The sequence below is a fragment of the Pseudomonas imrae genome, from assembly GCF_046352735.2.
GTDB classification, from domain to species: domain Bacteria; phylum Pseudomonadota; class Gammaproteobacteria; order Pseudomonadales; family Pseudomonadaceae; genus Aquipseudomonas; species Aquipseudomonas imrae.
On sequence record NZ_CP110853.2, the window covers coordinates 5159175 to 5178753 of the forward strand.

General features: G+C 58.7%; 18 protein-coding genes. 8 read left to right on the top strand and 10 right to left on the bottom strand.

Annotation, left to right across the window (positions count from 1 at the left end; genetic code table 11):
- The first annotated feature begins 517 nt into the window (after nucleotides 1-517).
- Entirely contained in the window at nucleotides 518-1894 is a 1377-nt protein-coding gene (locus tag OQ460_RS23580) for a glutamine synthetase family protein (RefSeq protein WP_053258553.1), read from the top strand.
- Between the two features lie 154 nt (nucleotides 1895-2048).
- Entirely contained in the window at nucleotides 2049-2690 is a 642-nt protein-coding gene (locus OQ460_RS23585) for a TetR/AcrR family transcriptional regulator (protein WP_410019678.1), read from the top strand.
- A gap of 115 nt (nucleotides 2691-2805) precedes the next feature.
- Here OQ460_RS23585 and OQ460_RS23590 read toward each other — a convergent pair whose 3' ends face one another.
- From OQ460_RS23590 to argE, 10 genes are all read right to left on the bottom strand, one after another.
- A complete protein-coding gene (locus OQ460_RS23590) occupies nucleotides 2806-3021 on the bottom strand; it encodes a TOBE domain-containing protein (protein ID WP_003213899.1) in 216 nt (71 codons plus the stop codon).
- A gap of 106 nt (nucleotides 3022-3127) precedes the next feature.
- Complete coding sequence (gene ssuB, locus OQ460_RS23595; protein ID WP_410019679.1) at nucleotides 3128-3934, bottom strand: aliphatic sulfonates ABC transporter ATP-binding protein; 807 nt, start codon at nucleotides 3932-3934, stop codon at nucleotides 3128-3130.
- Entirely contained in the window at nucleotides 3931-4719 is a 789-nt protein-coding gene (gene ssuC / locus OQ460_RS23600) for an aliphatic sulfonate ABC transporter permease SsuC (RefSeq protein ID WP_410019680.1), read from the bottom strand. Before ssuC ends, ssuB begins: the two co-directional genes overlap by 4 nt.
- Nucleotides 4720-4726: 7 nt before the next feature.
- A complete protein-coding gene (gene ssuD / locus OQ460_RS23605; protein ID WP_410019681.1) occupies nucleotides 4727-5875 on the bottom strand; it encodes an FMNH2-dependent alkanesulfonate monooxygenase in 1149 nt (382 codons plus the stop codon).
- A 25-nt stretch (nucleotides 5876-5900) separates the two neighbouring features.
- Nucleotides 5901-6869 carry a sulfonate ABC transporter substrate-binding protein gene (locus tag OQ460_RS23610; protein WP_410019682.1) on the bottom strand — a complete coding sequence of 323 codons (969 nt, stop codon included), beginning with the start codon at nucleotides 6867-6869 and terminating at the stop codon, nucleotides 5901-5903.
- 90 nt (nucleotides 6870-6959) lie between these two features.
- On the bottom strand, nucleotides 6960-7553 hold the full coding sequence (gene ssuE / locus OQ460_RS23615; protein ID WP_410019683.1) for an NADPH-dependent FMN reductase: 594 nt from the start codon (nucleotides 7551-7553) through the stop codon (nucleotides 6960-6962).
- 58 nt (nucleotides 7554-7611) lie between these two features.
- Nucleotides 7612-8250, bottom strand: coding sequence for a peroxiredoxin (locus OQ460_RS23620; RefSeq protein WP_410019684.1), 639 nt, complete (start codon nucleotides 8248-8250; stop codon nucleotides 7612-7614).
- A 156-nt stretch (nucleotides 8251-8406) separates the two neighbouring features.
- Nucleotides 8407-9732, bottom strand: coding sequence for an OprD family outer membrane porin (locus tag OQ460_RS23625; protein WP_410019685.1), 1326 nt, complete (start codon nucleotides 9730-9732; stop codon nucleotides 8407-8409).
- A 618-nt stretch (nucleotides 9733-10350) separates the two neighbouring features.
- The gene (gene argA / locus OQ460_RS23630; RefSeq protein ID WP_410019686.1) at nucleotides 10351-11649 is read right to left on the bottom strand and encodes an amino-acid N-acetyltransferase; all 1299 of its coding nucleotides are present in this window, start codon (nucleotides 11647-11649) and stop codon (nucleotides 10351-10353) included.
- Between the two features lie 135 nt (nucleotides 11650-11784).
- Nucleotides 11785-12933, bottom strand: coding sequence for an acetylornithine deacetylase (gene argE, locus OQ460_RS23635; RefSeq protein WP_410019687.1), 1149 nt, complete (start codon nucleotides 12931-12933; stop codon nucleotides 11785-11787).
- A gap of 159 nt (nucleotides 12934-13092) precedes the next feature.
- On the opposite strand from argE, the gene OQ460_RS23640 reads away from it, so the two are divergent.
- The 6 genes from OQ460_RS23640 (at nucleotide 13093) to OQ460_RS23665 (ending at nucleotide 19509) form a co-directional block, all read left to right on the top strand.
- Complete coding sequence (locus tag OQ460_RS23640; protein WP_410019688.1) at nucleotides 13093-14460, top strand: inorganic triphosphatase; 1368 nt, start codon at nucleotides 13093-13095, stop codon at nucleotides 14458-14460.
- Between the two features lie 132 nt (nucleotides 14461-14592).
- On the top strand, nucleotides 14593-16347 hold the full coding sequence (locus tag OQ460_RS23645) for a GspE/PulE family protein (protein WP_410019689.1): 1755 nt from the start codon (nucleotides 14593-14595) through the stop codon (nucleotides 16345-16347).
- 87 nt (nucleotides 16348-16434) lie between these two features.
- Nucleotides 16435-17355, top strand: a complete 921-nt coding sequence (locus tag OQ460_RS23650) for an SPFH domain-containing protein (RefSeq protein WP_410019690.1) — start codon at nucleotides 16435-16437, stop codon at nucleotides 17353-17355.
- A gap of 10 nt (nucleotides 17356-17365) precedes the next feature.
- Nucleotides 17366-17812: an NfeD family protein gene (locus OQ460_RS23655; protein WP_410019691.1), complete on the top strand. Its 447-nt coding sequence runs from the start codon at nucleotides 17366-17368 to the stop codon at nucleotides 17810-17812.
- A 69-nt stretch (nucleotides 17813-17881) separates the two neighbouring features.
- Nucleotides 17882-18199 (top strand): DUF2388 domain-containing protein, encoded by a 318-nt coding sequence (locus OQ460_RS23660; protein ID WP_410019692.1) that lies wholly within the window; start codon nucleotides 17882-17884, stop codon nucleotides 18197-18199.
- A 164-nt stretch (nucleotides 18200-18363) separates the two neighbouring features.
- Complete coding sequence (locus OQ460_RS23665; RefSeq protein WP_410019693.1) at nucleotides 18364-19509, top strand: DegT/DnrJ/EryC1/StrS family aminotransferase; 1146 nt, start codon at nucleotides 18364-18366, stop codon at nucleotides 19507-19509.
- Nucleotides 19510-19579: the final 70 nt, after the last annotated feature.

Here is a 19579-nt window from a genome sequence, read left to right on the forward strand (position 1 = left end):
CAGGGTAGGAGCTTACCTGCCATTTGCCGAAGCGTTGCATTCCTCACGCCAAACTTGTGCACAATCATGATCGGCACGGTGGATGAGTACCGGTCGGTGGCGGACGAGATGGCAAAGAAGAGGTCGGACCGAGCGTCAAGAATATTGACCGGTGCGTGAGCATTCACGCGAAACGCACGGACTGCGGACAAAGCCTGGCTGAAGCAGGCAGAGACGCCGAGTGGCGGCAGGTGAAACATGAAGCACCCCGGTATTATTGCTGTTATGGGTTTGAATCGAGCTTAGCCTTGTTCATTTTTTTACACAACACCCCCGTAAAAAATACAATACGGCCCGCTTTAGCCTGCGACTCCTAAGCGCTTCAAACCCAAAAAACCGCCCCAAAAAGCCCCAAAAAAGGCTTCGTGGCGCTTTTTCAGGGCAAAAAATGCCTCGCTTGACTTCGGCATGCCGTTCGGGTTGACTGAAACCAGAAAAGATCAATGATTGATATTTTTAACAACAAAGGTGTTGCATCATGTCGGTACCCCCGCGTGCCGTTCAGCTTAACGAAGCGAACGCGTTCCTTAAGGATCATCCTGAGGTTCTGTACGTAGACCTTCTAATTGCGGATATGAATGGTGTGGTGCGCGGCAAGCGCATCGAACGCACCAGCCTCCACAAGGTTTACGAGAAGGGCATTAACTTGCCTGCCTCATTATTTGCCCTGGATATCAATGGCTCGACGGTGGAAAGCACCGGTCTGGGCCTGGACATCGGTGATGCTGACCGAATCTGTTATCCAATCCCCGACACCCTGTGCAATGAACCTTGGCAAAAGCGCCCTACCGCGCAACTGCTGATGACCATGCACGAACTTGAAGGTGAACCCTTCTTCGCCGATCCGCGCGAAGTGCTCCGCCAGGTTGTAAGCAAATTTGACGACCTCGGTCTGACCATCTGCGCCGCCTTCGAGCTTGAGTTCTACCTGATCGACCAGGAGAACGTGAACGGCCGCCCTCAACCGCCCCGCTCGCCGATCTCCGGCAAACGCCCGCACTCGACACAGGTCTACCTGATCGATGACCTGGACGAATACGTCGACTGCCTCCAGGACATCCTGGAAGGTGCCAAGGAGCAAGGCATCCCGGCCGACGCCATCGTCAAGGAAAGTGCCCCGGCGCAGTTCGAAGTGAACCTGCACCACGTGGCCGACCCGATCAAGGCCTGCGACTACGCAGTACTGCTCAAGCGCCTGATCAAGAACATTGCCTACGACCATGAGATGGACACCACCTTCATGGCCAAGCCTTATCCGGGCCAGGCAGGCAACGGTTTGCACGTGCATATTTCGATCCTGGACAAGGAAGGCAAGAACATCTTTGCCAGCGAGGATCCCGAGCAGAACGCCGCATTGCGTCACGCAATCGGCGGTGTGCTGGAGACCCTACCCGCCCAAATGGCGTTCCTGTGCCCCAACGTCAACTCCTACCGTCGGTTCGGCGCGCAGTTCTACGTACCGAACTCGCCGTGCTGGGGCCTGGATAACCGCACCGTGGCGATTCGTGTACCGACCGGTTCCTCCGACGCCGTACGTATCGAACACCGCGTGGCCGGCGCCGACGCCAACCCTTACCTGCTGATGGCTTCGGTCCTGGCGGGCGTGCACCACGGTCTGACCAACAAGATCGAACCCGGAGCACCGGTGGAAGGCAACAGCTACGAGCAGAACGAACAAAGCCTGCCGAACAACCTGCGCGACGCATTGCGCGAGCTGGACGACAGCGAGGTGATGGCCAAGTACATCGATCCGAAGTACATCGATATCTTCGTCGCCTGCAAGGAAAGCGAGCTGGAGGAGTTCGAACACTCCATCTCCGACCTTGAATACAACTGGTACCTGCATACCGTGTAAGCGGTTGCTGCACCAAAAGGAACGCCGCAGGCCAAAAACCTGCGGCGTTTTTTTATGGGTTTATTCCGGGAAACCGAGCTTGCTCCCGATGAGACCCTGGCAGACAACACAGACTCCTGCTCATACAATGCCTGCTGCCTTGTAGGAGACTTCAATGACAACCCGCCCCACCGCCCCTCGCAAACCCCGTGCCCGCAGCCAGGCCCGGATCGACGCGATACTCGACGCCGCCCGCACCTTGCTGGCCGCCGAAGGCGTGGGCAGCTTGTCGATCTATAGCGTGGCTGAACGCGCGCAGATTCCACCGTCATCGGTGTATCACTTTTTCGCCAGCGTACCGGCCTTGCTGGAAGCACTGACCGCCGACGTCCACGCAGCCTTCCGCGCAGCCCTGCAAGCGCCCATCGACCACGACAAAATCCAGCACTGGCACGACCTTTCTCGCGTGGTCGAGCTGCGCATGCTGACCATCTACAGCAAGGATGCCGCCGCCCGCCAGTTGATCCTTGCCCAGCATGGCCTTACCGAAGTGACCCAGGCAGACCGCCAGCATGATCTGGAATTGGGTGATTTGATGCTGGCCGTATTCAACCGCCATTTTGAAATACCGACATTGCCGTCCGATGTCGATGTGTTTGCCCTGGCGCTGGAGTTGAGCGACCGCGTGTATGCGCGCTCGGTGCATCAACACGGGCAGATCACGCCGCGCATGGCAGAAGAAGGGATGCGGGTGTTCGATGCGTATATGGGGCTTTATTTGCCGGTGTTTTTGCCTAAGCGAGCAACTGCGCGCTGAGTAATGTGGTGTCTGGTTCGACCGCTATCGCGAGCAAGCCCGCTCCCACATTTTGAACGGTGAATAGATCCAGAAGTGTGGGGGCGGGCTTGCTCGCGATGAGGCCTGGAGACGATCACAGCTTCGCGATCGATACCTCAGTGGACTTAACAAACGCAATCACTTCACTGCCAATCACCAGCTCCAGCTCTTTCACCGAGCGGGTGGTGATTACTGAAGTGACGATGCCGGATGCGGTTTGCACGTCGATTTCCGACAACACATCGCCTTCGACGATTTCCTTGATGGTGCCTTTGAACTGGTTACGCACGTTGATGGCTTTAATAGTCATAAGATTTCTCCTTGGGTCGAAATGAGTTGCAAGTTGCTAGCTACAAGCTGCAAGTAAAAACATCCTGCTTTCTCTTGCTGCTTGTAGCTCGAAGCTTGCAGCAGCTTTACTGCGCCCAACGCAATTGCGTGGGCAGTGGTGAAACAGGTTCCGGCTCTGGTGCGATGCCAGGCAACGACAACACACGGTTAAGTACTTCGGTTTCCAGGGCCGCAAGGCGGTGAGAGCCACGAACCCGTGGGCGCGGCAGGTCGATGTGCAAGTCGAGGCCGACTTCGCCGTCTTCGATCAGGATCACTCGGTCGGCGATAGCAACGGCTTCGCTGACGTCGTGGGTCACCAGCAGCACGGTGAAGCCATGCTTGCGCCACAGGTTTTCAATCAGTTGCTGCATCTCGATCCGGGTCAGGGCATCCAGCGCACCCAAGGGTTCGTCCAGCAGTAACAAACGCGGTTGATGAATCAGCGCACGCGCCAGGGCAACGCGCTGCTTTTGTCCGCCGGACAGGGCGGTAGGCCATTCATCGGCACGCTCGGCCAGGCCGACCGCCTCCAAGGCGTCCAGTGCCTGAGGCCGCCAATTGCCCTTGAGTCCCAGGCCAACGTTATCGATGATCTTTTTCCACGGCAGCAAACGTGCCTCCTGAAACATCAGCCGCGTGTCTTCAACCGCTTCATGCAGCGCCGCAGAGCCGGCCAGCAGCTCGCCGCCGCTGGCGTTATCCAGGCCGGCCAGCAAGCGCAACAAGGTGCTCTTGCCACAGCCACTGCGACCGACCACCGCAACGAACTGGCCTGCCGGAATATGCAGGTCAATGCCCTTGAGCACTTCCCGCGTGCCGAACGATTTGCGCAACTGGCGCACCGCCAGCGGGATGCCTCGCAGCAGGCGCGGTGGTTGTTGAGCCGTCATGCCGCACCTCCCTTACTGACTTGATACGCCGGATGCCAGCGCAGCCACACCCGCTCCAGGCCCCGCGCCGCCAGGTCCGCGAGCTTGCCGAGGACGGCGTACAGCACAATCGCCAGCACCACGACATCGGTTTGCAGGAACTCACGGGCATTCATCGCCAGGTAGCCAATACCGGAACTGGCAGAGATGGTTTCCGCCACGATCAGCGTCAACCACATAAAGCCCAGGGCAAAACGTACGCCCACCAGAATCGATGGCAAGGCACCCGGCAGGATCACCTGGCGAAACAGGCTGAACCCGGACAGGCCGTAGCTGCGGGCCATTTCCACCAGTGCCGGATCGACGTTACGGATACCGTGGTAAGTGTTGAGGTAGATCGGAAACAACGTGCCGAGCGCGACCAGGAATACCTTTGCCGTTTCATCGATGCCGAACCACAGGATGACCAAGGGAATCAGCGCCAGATGCGGCACGTTACGGATCATCTGCACCGAACTGTCCAACAAACGCTCGCCCCACTTCGACAGGCCGGTGATAAACCCCAGCACCAGGCCGATGCCGCCGCCGATGACAAAACCCAGCCCGGCACGCCAGCCACTGATGGCCAAGTGTGTCCATATTTCGCCGCTGCGCACGAGGTTGATTGCCGCCTCGATCACCGCACCAGGCGCTGGCAAAATCCGTGTCGACAGCCAACCCACCGACACCGATAACTGCCAGACCGCCAATAACAGCAACGGCAAGGCCCACGGCACCAGTCGATGAGAAACGCGTTGAATACTCATCCAGACCTCAGCTCTGTGCCGCAGCTTTGGGAAGGATGTCGTTGGCTACCATCTCGCCAAACGGGCTGACGTAACCACCGCTTTTCGACAATTCTGGACGTTCGACATCCAAGTGTGGGAAGAGCAGCTCAGCCACCCGATATGACTCCTCCAAATGTGGATAACCGGAGAAGATGAAAGTATCGATACCCAGGTCTGCATATTCCTTGACCCGCGCCGCTACTGTCGGCCCATCGCCGACCAGGGCGGTGCCCGCCCCGCCGCGCACCAGGCCAACGCCGGCCCACAGGTTCGGACTGACTTCCAGGTTGTCGCGACTGCCGCCATGCAAGGCAGCCATGCGTTGCTGGCCGACCGAGTCAAAGCGCGCCAGTGAAGCCTGGGCGCGGGCAATGGTGTCGTCATCCAGGTGGGAGATCAGTTTGTCAGCCGCTTTCCAGGCTTCATCATTGGTTTCGCGCACGATGACATGCAGGCGTATGCCAAAGCGCACGGTGCGCCCCAGCTTCGTGGCCTTGGCCCTTACCTGCTCGATCTTCTGCGCTACGGCTGCCGGTGGTTCGCCCCAGGTGAGGAGCATTTCCACTTGTTCGGCCGCCAGGTCCTGGGCCGCCTCGGACGAGCCGCCAAAGTACAGGGGTGGACGCGGTTGCTGGCGCGGTGGATAGAGCAGCTTGGCGCCTTTGACACTGATGTGCTGGCCATCGTAATCCACGGTTTCGCCTTCCAGCACCCGACGCCAGATACGGGTGAATTCCACTGACGCCTGATAGCGTTCTTCATGACTGAGAAACAAACCGTCACCGGCCAGCTCTTCCGGATCACCACCGGTCACCAGATTGAACAGCGCCCGCCCACCGGACAGGCGATCCAGGGTTGCGGCCTGGCGCGCAGCCACCGTTGGAGAAATGATCCCTGGGCGCAAGGCGACGAGAAACTTCAAGCGCTGGGTCACCGGGATCAGCGATGCGGCCACCAGCCACGAGTCTTCGCAAGAACGCCCGGTGGGAATCAATACTCCGCCAAAACCAAGACGGTCCGCCGCCTGGGCCACTTGTTGCAGATAGCCGTGATCGACGGCGCGCGCGCCTTCGGCGGTGCCCAGGTAATGGCCGTCACCATGGGTAGGCAGGAACCAGAAAATATTGAGGCTCATGGAGTTGTCTCCTGAAAAAGTCGAATTACTGCGCGTTGGCAACGGAGGCAGGCGGCGTCCAGATCACGTCCTTGATGCTCAAGGGCTTGGGGATCAATTTGAGTTGGTGGAAGCTGTCGGCGATTTTCTGCTGTGCCGCGATCACTTGCGGGGTCAGGTACAACGCACCCAAGCCCTGGCGCTTCATCGACGTCAGGGTGACATCCACTGGCAGGCCCAGCAGCGGGGCAACCTGGGCGGTGACCTCTTGCGGGTTGGCCTTGGCCCAATCGCCTACCGCTCGCACTTCTTCCACCAGCGCCTTGATCACTTCGGGATGTTTTTGGGCGTAAGGCCTGGTGGCCAGATAGAACTGATGGTTATCGGCAATACCGGTACCGTCACGCAGGGTGCGGGCCTGCAGTTGCTGCTCGGCCGCTGCCTGGTACGGGTCCCAGATCACCCAGGCGTCGACACTGCCACGCTCGAACGCGGCCCGGGCATCGGCGGGCGGCAGGAACACTGTCTGTACATCGCCGTATTTCAGGCCGGCATCTTCCAGGGCGCGCACTAGCAGGTAATGCACGTTGGAGCCTTTGTTGAGGACGACTTTCTTGCCCTTGAGGTCCTGCACCGACTTGATCGGCGAGTCCTTGGGCACCAGGATCGCCTCACTGGTAGGTGCAGGCGGCTCATAAGCGACGTACAGCAGGTCGGCGCCGGCGGCCTGGGCGAATACCGGTGGAGTTTCGCCGGTTACACCAAAGTCGATGGAACCGACATTCAGGCCCTCCAGCAACTGGGGACCGCCGGGGAATTCGGTCCATTTCACTTGAACGTCCTGATCGGCCAGGCGCTTCTCCAGCGTGCCCTTGGCCTTGAGCAGTACCAAAGTGCCGTATTTCTGATAACCGATACGCAGGGTTTCGGCTGCCTGGGCTTGAACGATAACGCCGAAGGACACAGCCGCAGCAAATAGTGCGACCAGGCCACGACGCAAGATGACAGTGCGCATGGCGCTCTCCATATATGCGATGAGGGTTTTGGCTGCACCTGCTTGGCCGTTGGCGGCTGAGTAAGGTGAGTGTTACTGAATCGGGGTGGCTTAAATGCTCCAGCGAGCACTCAACAAACGATCATTTAATATCTGCGGATCAATGGGTTTCGGACGTCGGGCCATGGCGCTATAGAGCTGCTCCAGGGCTTCGCTCAAGCGTTGCTCCAGGACCGGCTCCAATCGCGCCTGGGCACTGCCTTCGCCGTAAGCAATCTGGCTGTCTTCGGCAAAGATCCCGTGGAGCAGTTCCTGGGCCTTAAGGGCCGACAGCACTGGCTTCAAGGCGTAATCCACTGCCAGCATATGAGCGATGCTGCCGCCCGTGGCCATCGGCAACACGACCTTGTGGGCCAGGGCTCGCTCAGGCAACAGGTCGAGCAAGGTTTTCAACGCCCCGGAAAACGAGGCTTTGTACACCGGCGTGGCAATCACCAAACCGTCGGCATTGGCCACTTGTTGCAACAGATCGACGACTTTCGGGCTGTCGAAGCGCGCGTGCAGCAAGTCCTCGGCCAGGAAGTCCCGCACCTGATAGCTCACCACTTCTACGCCTTGCTGCTGCAACCAGCGTCGGGAATGATCCAGCAGCACCCCGGAGCGGGAGCGTTGGCTGGGGCTGCCACCTAGTGTTACAACCAGCATGTAGGGAATTCCTTGAGCACGTGTCAGCGGTTCGCGCGTAGCGATGGCGGCTTGAGCTTTAACGATTGGGTTGAGGGGTAAGACGCAGATACGGTTTCACCGCTCGATAGCCCTTGGGGAAGCGCTGCTTGAGCTCTTCTTCATCCTTGAGCGACGGCACGATCACTACTTCATCACCATCCTGCCAGTTGGCCGGCGTGGCGACTTTGTAGTTATCGGTCAGTTGCAGCGAATCGATGACCCGCAGGATTTCGTGGAAGTTGCGACCCGTGCTGGCCGGATAGGTAATGGTCAGGCGAATCTTCTTGTTCGGGTCGATCACGAACAGCGAACGCACGGTGAGGGTGTCATTGGCGTTCGGGTGGATCAGGTCGTACAGGTCAGAGACCTTACGGTCGGCATCGGCCAGGATCGGGAAGTTGACGACAGTACCCTGAGTCTCGTTGATATCCTTGATCCACTTGTGGTGGGAGTCCACCGGGTCAACCGACAACGCGATAGCCTTCACGCCACGTTGGGCAAATTCGTCCTTGAGCTTGGCGGTGAAACCCAGTTCGGTGGTGCAGACCGGTGTGAAATCCGCCGGATGGGAAAACAGCACGCCCCAGCTATCGCCCAACCACTCGTGAAAACGAATCGTGCCGGCGCTGGAATCCTGTTCGAAGTCGGGGGCGATATCGCCCAGTCTGAGGCTCATGGTGTGGCTCCTGATGAGGTGCTTATGGAGCCTACTGTGCCTGTGGCGAAAACAATTTAAAAAGAATAAATATCGATTTATCTAGATCATTAAGGAATATAGAAATTGAGGCAAAAAAAACCTCGCAGCAGCGCGAGGTTTTTTCATCAACGGGACTTACAGGAAGCTGTAGGTGTAGTTGAAGATCAGGCGAGTTTGATCCTGGTCTTGAATACCGGTGCCGTTGCCACGATAGACGCCATGACGCAACGTGGTACCAAAGCCTTTGAGCGCGCCTTGCTGAATGGTGTAGTCAACACGCATATCGCGTTCCCACTCGGACTGGTCGCCGCCGCCGTTCTTGGCTTTGATGTTGTCACCGCGCAGGTAGGCAATCGAGGTTTTCAGGCCAGGAACGCCCAGTGCAGCGAAGTCATAAGAGTACTGGCCGAAGGTGGTGTTTTCACCTGCACGCACGAAGGAGTTAACCATGCTGTCGGTGAACAGGTAGAAGCTCGAGCCGCCGGCGCCTTCGTTGCGACCATTGCTGTCGACAACACTGCCCTGGTTCACCCAGACAAAACCACCATCATCGTTCACACGCTGGTGACCCAGCAGGAAAGCACTGCCACCCAAGGTGTAGGTGAACATGGCGCTCCAGGTCTTGTTATTGACCTCGCCTGCGTCTTTGGCGTAACCGCCGTTGTTGTTGAACTGATAGCCAGCCTGACCGTTCTTTCCGTCGGAGCTGCTGTCGAAGTAGCGCAGGTCGGTTTTGAACGACTGGCCTTCGGTGATCGGATAGACGTGAACCAGGCCCAGGAAGTGTTGCTTATAGAAGTCTTCCAGGTTGGCGTAGTAGTACTGCAGCGTTAGGTCTTTGGTGACTTTCCAGTCAGCGCCGCCAAAGCGGAACTTGTTGCTTTCCTGGGTCGCGCCGTTGACCGACAGGCCAGTGCTGTTGCTTGAGGCACGGCCAGTGGCATGCTCAAGTTGACCGGCATTGAAGGTCACGTTGTCGATTTCTTTGGAGGTGATGGTGCCACCTTCAAAGGTCTGCGGCAGCAGGCGACCATCGCTTGCGATCAGGATCGGCAGGTTCGGTGCCAGGGCGCCACCCAGGTGTGCCTCGGTCTTGGAGAAGCGAGCCTTGACATTGGCACTCGCGCTGCTCCAGCTGCTTACGGCCGAACCGTCAGTGTCGCTTGGAACAAAGGAGTTGCTGTTAGGGTGATGGCCACGGCCACCATCCAGATGAATACCGACCAATGCCTGGGCATCGATACCAAAGCCTACCGTGCCCTGGGTGAAACCAGATTGGTAGTTGAACTTCAGGCCGGTGGCCGTTTCGCGCTGATCAGCGCCCCCGTCACGCTGGTCATTATCAAAATACAGGGTCCGAGAGCTGACGGATGCCTTGCTGTCTTCAATAAAACCAGCAGCGCCAGCTTGCTGAGCCAAAACCCCAGCTGCAATGGCGAACGCCAATGTGGACTTCTTCATGTATCGCTCCTCTCGTTTCTAGTTTTTGTAGTTCTTTGGTCCAGGGTCTGACGCCCTCGATCCACAGATGCGCGATTAGCGCCAGATCGTGACTGACAAGTCAATCGCAACCTATAGGCCTACGACCTTCGTCTAATCGCAATTAATTTGGCCCATGCAGGGTAATGAGATTTCCATAAACCCAAAAAGAATTATTTCATCATTTTTTATACGGTTCAGAAATAAGCCACAGGTTAAAGCGATCGGTCCGTACGTGCCGACGCTCAAAAGCACTCATTTCCAAAAGGTATTTCTGATCAGGTTTTTAGATCGCTTAGTGTGATCGCATAAGTGCATACGTCACTCACGATCAAAAACGCGACGCCATGATGGCCAAACGCGCATCCTCTCGTCAATTTGTTACAGTTTTTGTATCGCTCCTGAATATTTTTTGCGCGACACAATGGCCTGCCCTTTGACGGCAAATTTACCGGGTGTGGCAGTCGAGATATCGGCTCAGATCAAGTTTTCTGAAGCTTTTGGCGCCGCAATGGGCGCCATAGTGACGCACCCCACCTGAAGCGGCGCGAAGAGCAAGACACTGGGACGAGCGAACTCGTCCCGGCAGGAGGCAGGTGCTTACAGAGCCTTTTCGAAGATTTTCGAATTACGCTGAAAGTTGTACAACGACGCCCTGGCCGCCGGCAGGCGATCCACGCTGCTGGGCACAAACCCCCGCTCGCGGAACCAGTGGGCGGTGCGTGTCGTCAGCACGAACAGGGTTCTCAGGCCCTGGGCGCGGGCGCGGGTTTCAATACGCTCGAGCAACTCATCACCCCGGCCACCATGGCGATACTCCGGATTGACCGCCAGGCATGCCAGCTCACCCGCGTCTGACTCGGCAATCTGGTACAGCGCCGCACACGCGATGATCATGCCTTCGCGCTCCACCACGCTGAACTGCTCGATTTCCCGCTCCAGCACTTCCCGCGAGCGGCGCACCAGAATGCCCTGCTCTTCCAGCGGGCTGATCAGGTCCAACAAGCCGCCGACATCTTCAATCGCGGCTTCGCGCACCAGTTCGAATTGCTCCTGGGCCACCAGCGTGCCGCCGCCGTCCCGAGTGAACAACTCGGTCAGCAAGGCACCATCTTCAACATAGCTGACGATATGACTGCGCCCCACGCCACCACGACACGCCTGGGCAGCGGCATCCAGCAATTCGCCCTGGTAGTTGCTGCCCAGGCGCTGCAGGTGCGCCGGTACTTGCTGTGGACGCAATTCACGTACAAGCCGGCCATTTTCGTCGATCAAGCCAAGATCTGCACCAAACAGCAGTAACTTATCCGCCCCCAGATCAATCGCCGCACGTGTGGCGACGTCCTCGCAGGCCAAGTTGAAAATCTCACCGGTCGGCGAATAACCCAACGGCGACAGCAATACGATGGAGCGCTCGTCCAGCAGGCGATTGATACCTTTGCGGTCGACCCGACGCACTTCGCCGGTGTGGTGATAGTCAATGCCATCCAGCACGCCGATAGGCCGCGCGGTCACCAGGTTGCCACTGGCGACACGCAGGCGTGAACCCTGCATCGGCGATGAGGCCATGTCCATGGACAAGCGCGCCTCGATGGCAATGCGCAGATGGCCAACGGCATCGATCACACACTCCAGGGTCGCGGCATCAGTGATGCGCATCCCTTCGTGATAATGCGGAGTCAGGCCGCGAGCCGCGAGGCGGGTTTCGATCTGCGGGCGCGAACCGTGAACCAGTACCAGCCGCACGCCCAGGCTGTGGAGCAATACCAGGTCGTGGACGATGTTGCCGAAGTTCGGATGCTCTACACCGTCACCCGGCAGCATGACCACAAATGTGCAGTCGCGATGAGCATTGATGTAAGGCGAAGCGTGACGAAGCCAATTGACGTATTCGGGCATAAAACCTGGGCCTGTAATAAAAAGCAGCCAAAAAAGGATGGATCGTTAAACGCACAGCGGGCTGATGGTTATCGTCGGAACAGGCTTGGCGACACGCTCGCTCTCCTTCTATGTACGGGGTGTGGTGAAATTAATTTATGCAGGCTTGAGGCAGTAATGTTCAATCAACTCCCGCAATAGACGCACTGTAGGCGCCAAGCGTGACATTTCAAGGTACTCACCTGGCTGATGAGCACAGGCGATATCACCAGGGCCGAGCACCAGGGTCTCGCAACCAAGGCGCTGAAGATAAGGCGCTTCGGTGCCAAACGCTACTGCTTCGGCGCGATGACCGGTCAAATGCTCCGCCACACGCACCAGTTCGACGTCTTCAGACTGTTCGAAGGGCGGGACTTCAGGGAACAGCGGCGCGTAGTCGATCTTCACCTGATGCCGCTCGGCCACAGGCCCCAGCTTCTGCCGGATTGCGGCACGCAATACTTCGGGGTCCATGCCAGGCAGCGGCCGCAGGTCGAACTCAAGCGAGCATTGACCACAAATGCGGTTGGGATTGTCCCCGCCGTGGATGCAGCCAAAATTCAAAGTCGGTTGGGGCACGCTGAATTGTGCGTTGCGATACTCCCGTTGCCAGGCCAGGCGCAGGCCACGCAGCTCGCCCATGGCGTCATGCATCGCTTCAAGGGCGCTATGACCCAGGCTCGGATCGGAAGAGTGGCCGCTCTGCCCCAGAATATCGATGCGCTCCATCATCACCCCCTTGTGCAGGCGGATGGGCTTGAGACCGGTCGGCTCGCCAATCACCGCCGCACGACCCAGAGGACGGCCGGCTTGCGCCAAGGCACGAGCGCCGGCCATGGAGCTTTCTTCATCGCAGGTGGCGAGGATCAACAGCGGTTGTTTGAACGGCTGGTCCAATAGCGGCAATACCGCTTCGATGGCCAGGGCGAAAAAGCCTTTCATGTCACAACTGCCCAGTCCTACCCAGCGGCCGTCTACTTCCGTCAGTTTCAAAGGATCGGTCTGCCACAGCGCTTCGTCGTAGGGCACGGTGTCGCTGTGCCCAGCCAGTACCAGGCCGCCCGGACCTGTACCGAAACTGGCCAGCAGGTTGAACTTGCCGGGGCTGACCTGCTGGATGTCGCAGGCAAAACCCAAATCGCCCAGCCAAGTGGCGAGCAAGTCGATGACCGGGCGGTTAGTCTGATCGAGCGAGGCCTGCGTACAACTGACCGACGGTGCGGCAATCAGCGCGGCAAACTGTTGTTTCATCGACGGTAAAGGCATGCGCGGTCTCTCGGCTTCCACAGGTGGAACTCACTATAGAACCATCTGCGCTGCACAATAAACCGTTGCGGCGCGTTGCCGGGCTCAGTCCTGTACACTGCACGGCCTTGGCAGCCACACATTTACCCGGCTGCGCTCCCGATCCTGGATTTTCCGGCCATGCAGAAAGAAACCGAAATCAAGCTCCGCGTCAGCCGCGAGACTCTCGCCGCGCTACGTGAGCACCCGTTACTGAAAAAACGCAACAAAAGTGGCTGGGAACGCCGTGAGTTGATGAACCAGTACTTCGATACTCCGGAGCGCGACCTGGCCCAGGCCAAAGTGGCCCTGCGCCTGCGCCGTGACGGCGACGAAGTGATCCAGACCCTCAAGACCCGCGGTCAAAGCATTGCCGGCCTGTCGGAACGCAATGAATACGACTGGAAGCTGCCAAAAGCCAAGCTCGATCTAAAGAAACTCGACGGCGAATGCTGGCCCGAGCAACTGGCCGAACTGGACAAAAAGACCCTCAAGCCGATTTTCACCACGGATTTCGTCCGGGAGCGCGCCGAGATTGCCTGGGGCCGTGGCAAGGCCAAGGTGGTGATTGAGGCCGCGCTGGACCTGGGTCATGTCATCGCTGGCAAGCAGAAGGAAGAAATCTGCGAGTTGGAACTGGAACTGCGCGAGGGCGAGCCCGCCGCGCTGCTGGAACTGGCGGCCGAGCTGGCGCAGACCCTGGCACTGATGCCGTGTGACATCAGTAAGGCCGAGCGCGGCTACCGCCTGTTCGACGCCAACAGCTACTCCCTGAGCCTGCCCGCCTCGACGCTGGCCCCGGAAATGCCCCTGGACGACGTCTTCGCGGCGCTGACCTGGCATTTGCTGGGCAGCAGCCAGCGCCTGGCCGAACAGTATCGCTTCAACGGCCACTGGCGCCTGCTGCAGGACTGGGTCGAGAACCTTGCCGAACTGCGCGCCCTGATCGGCAGCCTTGGTCAGGCCGCACCGCGCCAATCCACCAGCGAACTTCGCAGCGCCCTGGATGCCCTGCTGGAAGACTGGCGTCCGCTGGTTCAAGCCGGCGATGAAGATGAAGACGTGCGCAAGGCCGCACCAGAGCAGTTCATCGAAGAGTTGGGCGACGTGCGCTGGGGCCTATTCTCGCTCAACACCTCGCGCTGGCTGCTGGCCCGTACTTGGACGCTGGACCGCAATGTACGCGGCAACCGCCAGGGCGCCGCCCAGATCGCCAACTGGCTGCCACGCCTGCTGGCCGACGAAGCCGTCGCCCTGCGCCTGCCGCGCTACCAGCAACAGCCGGAAGACCTGGCTGAACAGCTGCCGCGCATCGAACGCCTGCAAGCCTGGTTGCACCATGCTCGCCATCTGCTGGAGATTCCGGAGCTTGACCGTTTGTACGGCGAGCTGAACAAGTTGGCGGCCCTGGCCAACCAACCGATCACCGATGAGTCGCTGGATGCACGTATGCATCAGGTGATTGCGGTGTATCAGAACCGGGCGTGGAAGACATTGCTGCGCCTGTAACCCCCCGGCGATATCATCGGGCTATCTGTGGTGGCAGATGGCCTGGTAAGAACCTGCAATACCATTCTGGGCGGCGGCAGCCAAGAGACGACTAGCCTTTGGAGCTACCTCAGACCGCCCAGGACGCCCACCATGCCCGTTGTGCCAGACTATCAGGATCGCCGGTTGACCCTTGAGTCTTTGCTGCCCGCCCTGAAAGCTTGCGCGCTGATCGACGACGCGATCGCCGAGCGATTGCTGAGTCTGCCCGCCAGCAGCCAGCACCCGCTGGAACGGCTCGCCAATCAGGCCCTGCCCGCTCCCTCCCGACCCGGTCAAAGCCTGTCTTTGGAAACCCTGACGCAATGGCTGGCAAGCCATGCCGGCCAACCTTATTTGCGTATCGATCCGTTGAAAATCGACGTCGCCACCGTGGTGCCGTTGATGTCTTGCGCGTTCGCCCAGCGTCATCACATCCTTGCCGTCGCCCTCGATGCCGATAGCGTGACGGTCGCCAGCGCCGAGCCTTACCTGTGCAGTTGGGAAGCCGGTCTGGCCCATGTATTGAAACGCCGTATCAGGCGCGTCGTGGCCAATCCCGAGACGATCCGGCGCTGTACCCTGGAGTTTTACAGACTGGCCAGATCGGTCAGTGGTGCCGATCAAAAACACCTCACCGCAAGCAATGCAGAACACCTGCTGAGCCTCGGCACCATGGATCAGGAGCCCGACGCCAATGACGCGCATATCGTCAACATCGTCGACTGGTTACTGCAATACGCATTTGGCCAACGCGCCAGCGATATACACATCGAACCCGGGCGTGATCGGGGCCGCGTGCGCTTTCGTATCGATGGATTGCTCCACGACGTGTATCAGTTTCCGCCCCAGGTGACGACAGCCGTGGTCAGCCGCCTGAAAAGCCTCGGACGGATGAATGTGGCCGAAAAACGCAAACCCCAGGACGGACGGGTCAAGACCAAAAGCCCCGCCGGCGACGAGGTGGAACTACGCCTGTCGACGTTGCCCACTGCCTGCGGCGAAAAACTGGTGATGCGGATCTTCGACCCTCAGGTATTGCTCAAGGACTTCCAGCAACTGGGTCTCTCACCCGCAGATCTGCAGCGCTGGCAACATATGACCGGCCAAGCCAACGGCATCATCCTGGTCACCGGCCCCACCGGCTCGGGCAAGACCAGCACGCTCTACACCACCCTCAGGCAATTGGCCACCCGCGAGGTCAATCTGTGTACGGTGGAGGACCCGATCGAGATGGTGGAACCGGCGTTCAACCAGATGCAGGTCCAGCACAACATAGACCTGACCTTTGCCAGTGGCGTACGCGCACTCATGCGCCAAGACCCGGACATCATCATGATCGGTGAAATCCGCGACCTTGAAACTGCCGAAATAGCTATCCAGGCGGCGCTGACGGGTCACCTTGTGCTATCGACCCTGCACACCAACGACGCCCCCAGCGCCATCAGCCGCCTGTTGGAGTTGGGTATCCCCCATTACCTGATCAAGACAACGCTACTCGGCGTGATGGCCCAGCGCCTGGTGCGATTGCTGTGCCCTCATTGCAAAAGGCCCGCGTCAATAAACGATGACGATTGGCGAAGCGTGACACAGCCTTGGCCGATTCCATTGCCCACGCAGGTCTTCAGTGCCAACGGCTGCGTGGAGTGTCGGGAAAGCGGCTATCACGGGCGCGCCGGCGTCTACGAGATCATGCTGATGAGCGACGGCGCCAAGGCTTTGATCAGCGCCGAAACAGACATTCAGGCCCTGCGTCGTGAAGCAATCAAGGACGGCATGCACAGCCTGAGGTTTGCAGGCGTGCGCAAAGTGGAAGCCGGACTGACAAGCCTGGAAGAAGTGATGCGGGTGACACCTGCGCTTTATTGATGAACGAGTAAAACGTTCTTATCTTTGACAAGCCCGTTACACTCAACAAAACCGGTGTCAGCTCCCTCAACCAGACAAGGAATCGTTATGCAGATCGGTACCGTTCTTCTCCTCTTCGTAGGCTTGGCCATTGCCATCCTCTTCATGGGTTTCAAAGTTGTTCCGCAGGGCTACCAGTGGACCGTCGAGCGCTTCGGTCGCTACACCAACACCCTCAAGCCCGGCCTGAACATCATTATCCCCGTGATGGATCGTATCGGTCGCAAGATCAACGTGATGGAAAGCGTGCTGGATATTCCGCCCCAGGAGGTCATCACCGCCGACAACGCCACGGTGCAGATCGACGCGGTGTGTTTCTTCCAGGTAGTCAACACGGCCCAGGCCGCCTATGAGGTGAATAACCTGGAACACGCCATCCGCAACCTGCTGCAGACCAACATCCGTACGGTGCTCGGCTCCATGGAGCTGGACGCCATGCTCAGCCAACGGGATGGAATCAACGAAAAACTGCTGCGCACCGTCGACGAAGCCACCGCGCCGTGGGGCATCAAGATCACCCGTATCGAGATAAAGGACATCAGCCCGCCTGCGGACCTGATGGCAGCCATGTCCGGACAGATGAAAGCCGAGCGGATCAAGCGTGCACAGATCCTCGAAGCCGAAGGCCTGCGGGCATCGGCAATCTTGACCGCGGAAGGCAAAAAACAAGCGCAGATTCTTGAAGCTGAAGGTAGTCGCCAGGCGGCGTTCCTGGAGTCAGAGGCCCGCGAGCGTCAGGCCGAAGCCGAAGCCCGGGCGACGCAGGTGGTATCGGAGGCTATCGCCTCGGGTAACGTGCAGGCGGTTAACTACTTTGTCGCCCAGAAATACATCGATGCCTTGGGCAAACTCGCCTCGGCCAATAACAGCAAAGTGATCCTGATGCCGCTGGAAGCCAGTCAGGTCATCGGCGCGGTGGGCGGCATCGGCGAAATCGTCAAGGCCACGTTCGACAACAAGAAAGCCTGAGGCAAGCGTCATGTGGGAGTTCTTGCAACACCTGTCGTTTTGGGATTGGCTGGCGCTGGGCACGGTCCTGTTGATCCTTGAGGTCTTCGGGACCGGCGGTTACCTGTTGTGGATGGGGATCGCGGCCGCCGCCGTGGGCGTGCTCAAGTTCCTGATCCCGGGGCTGGGGCTGGAACTGCAACTACTGCTGTTTGCCGTGCTGTCGATCCTGACGGCGGTGTATTGGTGGAAACGCCAGCGCAGCGCCGCCAAGGTCAGTGACCAGCCGGGGCTTAACATGCGTGGATCGCAGCTGCTTGGCCGCACTTTTGTAGTACATGAGGCGATTGTCGACGGCCGAGGCAAAATCAAGGTGGGCGACGGTGTCTGGATGGTCACCGGCCCGGATGCACCCAGAGGGGCCCAAGTGCGGGTGGTTGGCCAGGACGGCGTGACTTTACAGATCGAAACTGTTTAGTCAGTCACGGAACTAGGCTGGGTTATTTACAATCAAACCGTTCAGATAACCTAGTCGGAGTCACCCATCATGCGTCTTAAATATGCTGTCGCTACCCTTGCCGTGCTGTCCCTTCCCGTCGGTTCGGCAATGGCCGACAGCTTCTGGCGTAATGTCATCTCGTCTGGCGCCACCACTGGCTCGACGTACTTGACGTTCAAGGACCACAAGCTGGTAGTCGCCGCCCAGGACGATGCTGGCAGTTTCGTCGCCAGCGACGGCAGCATCCGGGGCCCTTACCTGGAAGCTGCGATGCAGAAAGTACGCGCAGACAACCCAGGCCTGAAAGCCACGGATATGGAACTGGCCAACGCTATCCTGGCCAAAAACGCCATCGCTGCCGAGTAACACCGCTGGATGAAAAAGCCGCTTTTAATATAGCGGCTTTTTTTCGCCTGTCAGTCGACAGCGCGTTCACAGACGACAGGCTATATTCAGTCACTCCGTGTAAACATGCCGGGGTAAAAGCAGCTTTCAACCCTGGTCCTTTTGAAACGGATGCCTTTCTCGTCATGAGCCAATTGCCCTTTCTACCTTTTTCCAAACCCACCATCGATGAAGCCACGATTGCGGCGGTCGGTGATGTGTTGCGCTCTGGCTGGATAACCAGCGGGCCGAAGGTGCAGGCGTTTGAAGCGCAATTGTCGGAATATTTCGGCGGCAGGCCAGTACGCACCTTCAACTCTGGCACTTGCACCATGGAAATTGCCCTGCGCATTGCCGGTGTAGGGCCTGGTGATGAGGTCATCACCACGCCTGTTTCCTGGGTGGCAACAGCCAACGTGATTCTTGAGGTAGGCGCCACTGTGGTATTTGCCGACATCGATCCGGTCACTCGCAATATTGACCTCGCTCAAGTTGAAGCTGCGATCACGCCACGTACCAAGGCAATTATTCCGGTCTACCTGGCTGGGCTGCCGCTGGATATGCCGAAGCTCTACACACTGGCCGACAAGTACGGTTTACGTATCGTGGAGGATGCCGCCCAAGCGCTGGGGGCCAGCTGGAACGGCCAGCGTATTGGCGCCACCGGCGACCTGGTGTCGTTCAGCTTCCAGGCCAACAAGAACATCACCTGCTCCGAAGGTGGTTGCCTGGTATTGAATAACTGCGATGAAGCACGGCTTGCGGAAAAATACCGCCTGCAAGGCGTGACGCGCAGTGGCTTCGACGGCCTGGATGTGGACGTACTGGGCGGCAAGTTCAATATGACCGATATCGCTGCAGCCATTGGTTTGGGGCAGTTTGCCCATATCGAGGAGGTCACGGCCCATCGCCGCGAACTGGCTCGTCATTACTTCAAGTGCTTTGGTAGTGGCTTTGAGCAAACCTACGGCGCGCAATTACCGCCGGCAGATTTTGAAAACAGCAACTGGCACCTGTTCCAACTGGTGCTGCCTGAGCGTCAGGACGACCTGCCCGCACGCGCCACGTTCATGGAACAGATGCAGGCCCACGGCGTAGGCATTGGCTATCACTACCCTCCCATCCATCTGCTGAGCCTGTATCGGGAGCAGGGATTCACGGAAGGCATGTTCAAGGTGGCGGAAAAAGTCGGGCGCTTGATTGTGTCGCTGCCAATTTTCACGGCAATGACCAAGGGGGATGTGGAACGGGTTGTAGCGACGGTCAAAGCGGTACTGAAAACCCATGGTTGATACAGTTCAGTGTGGGAGCGGGCTTGCTCGCGATTGCGGCGGGTCAGTCGCCGGATGTATTGGCTGACAC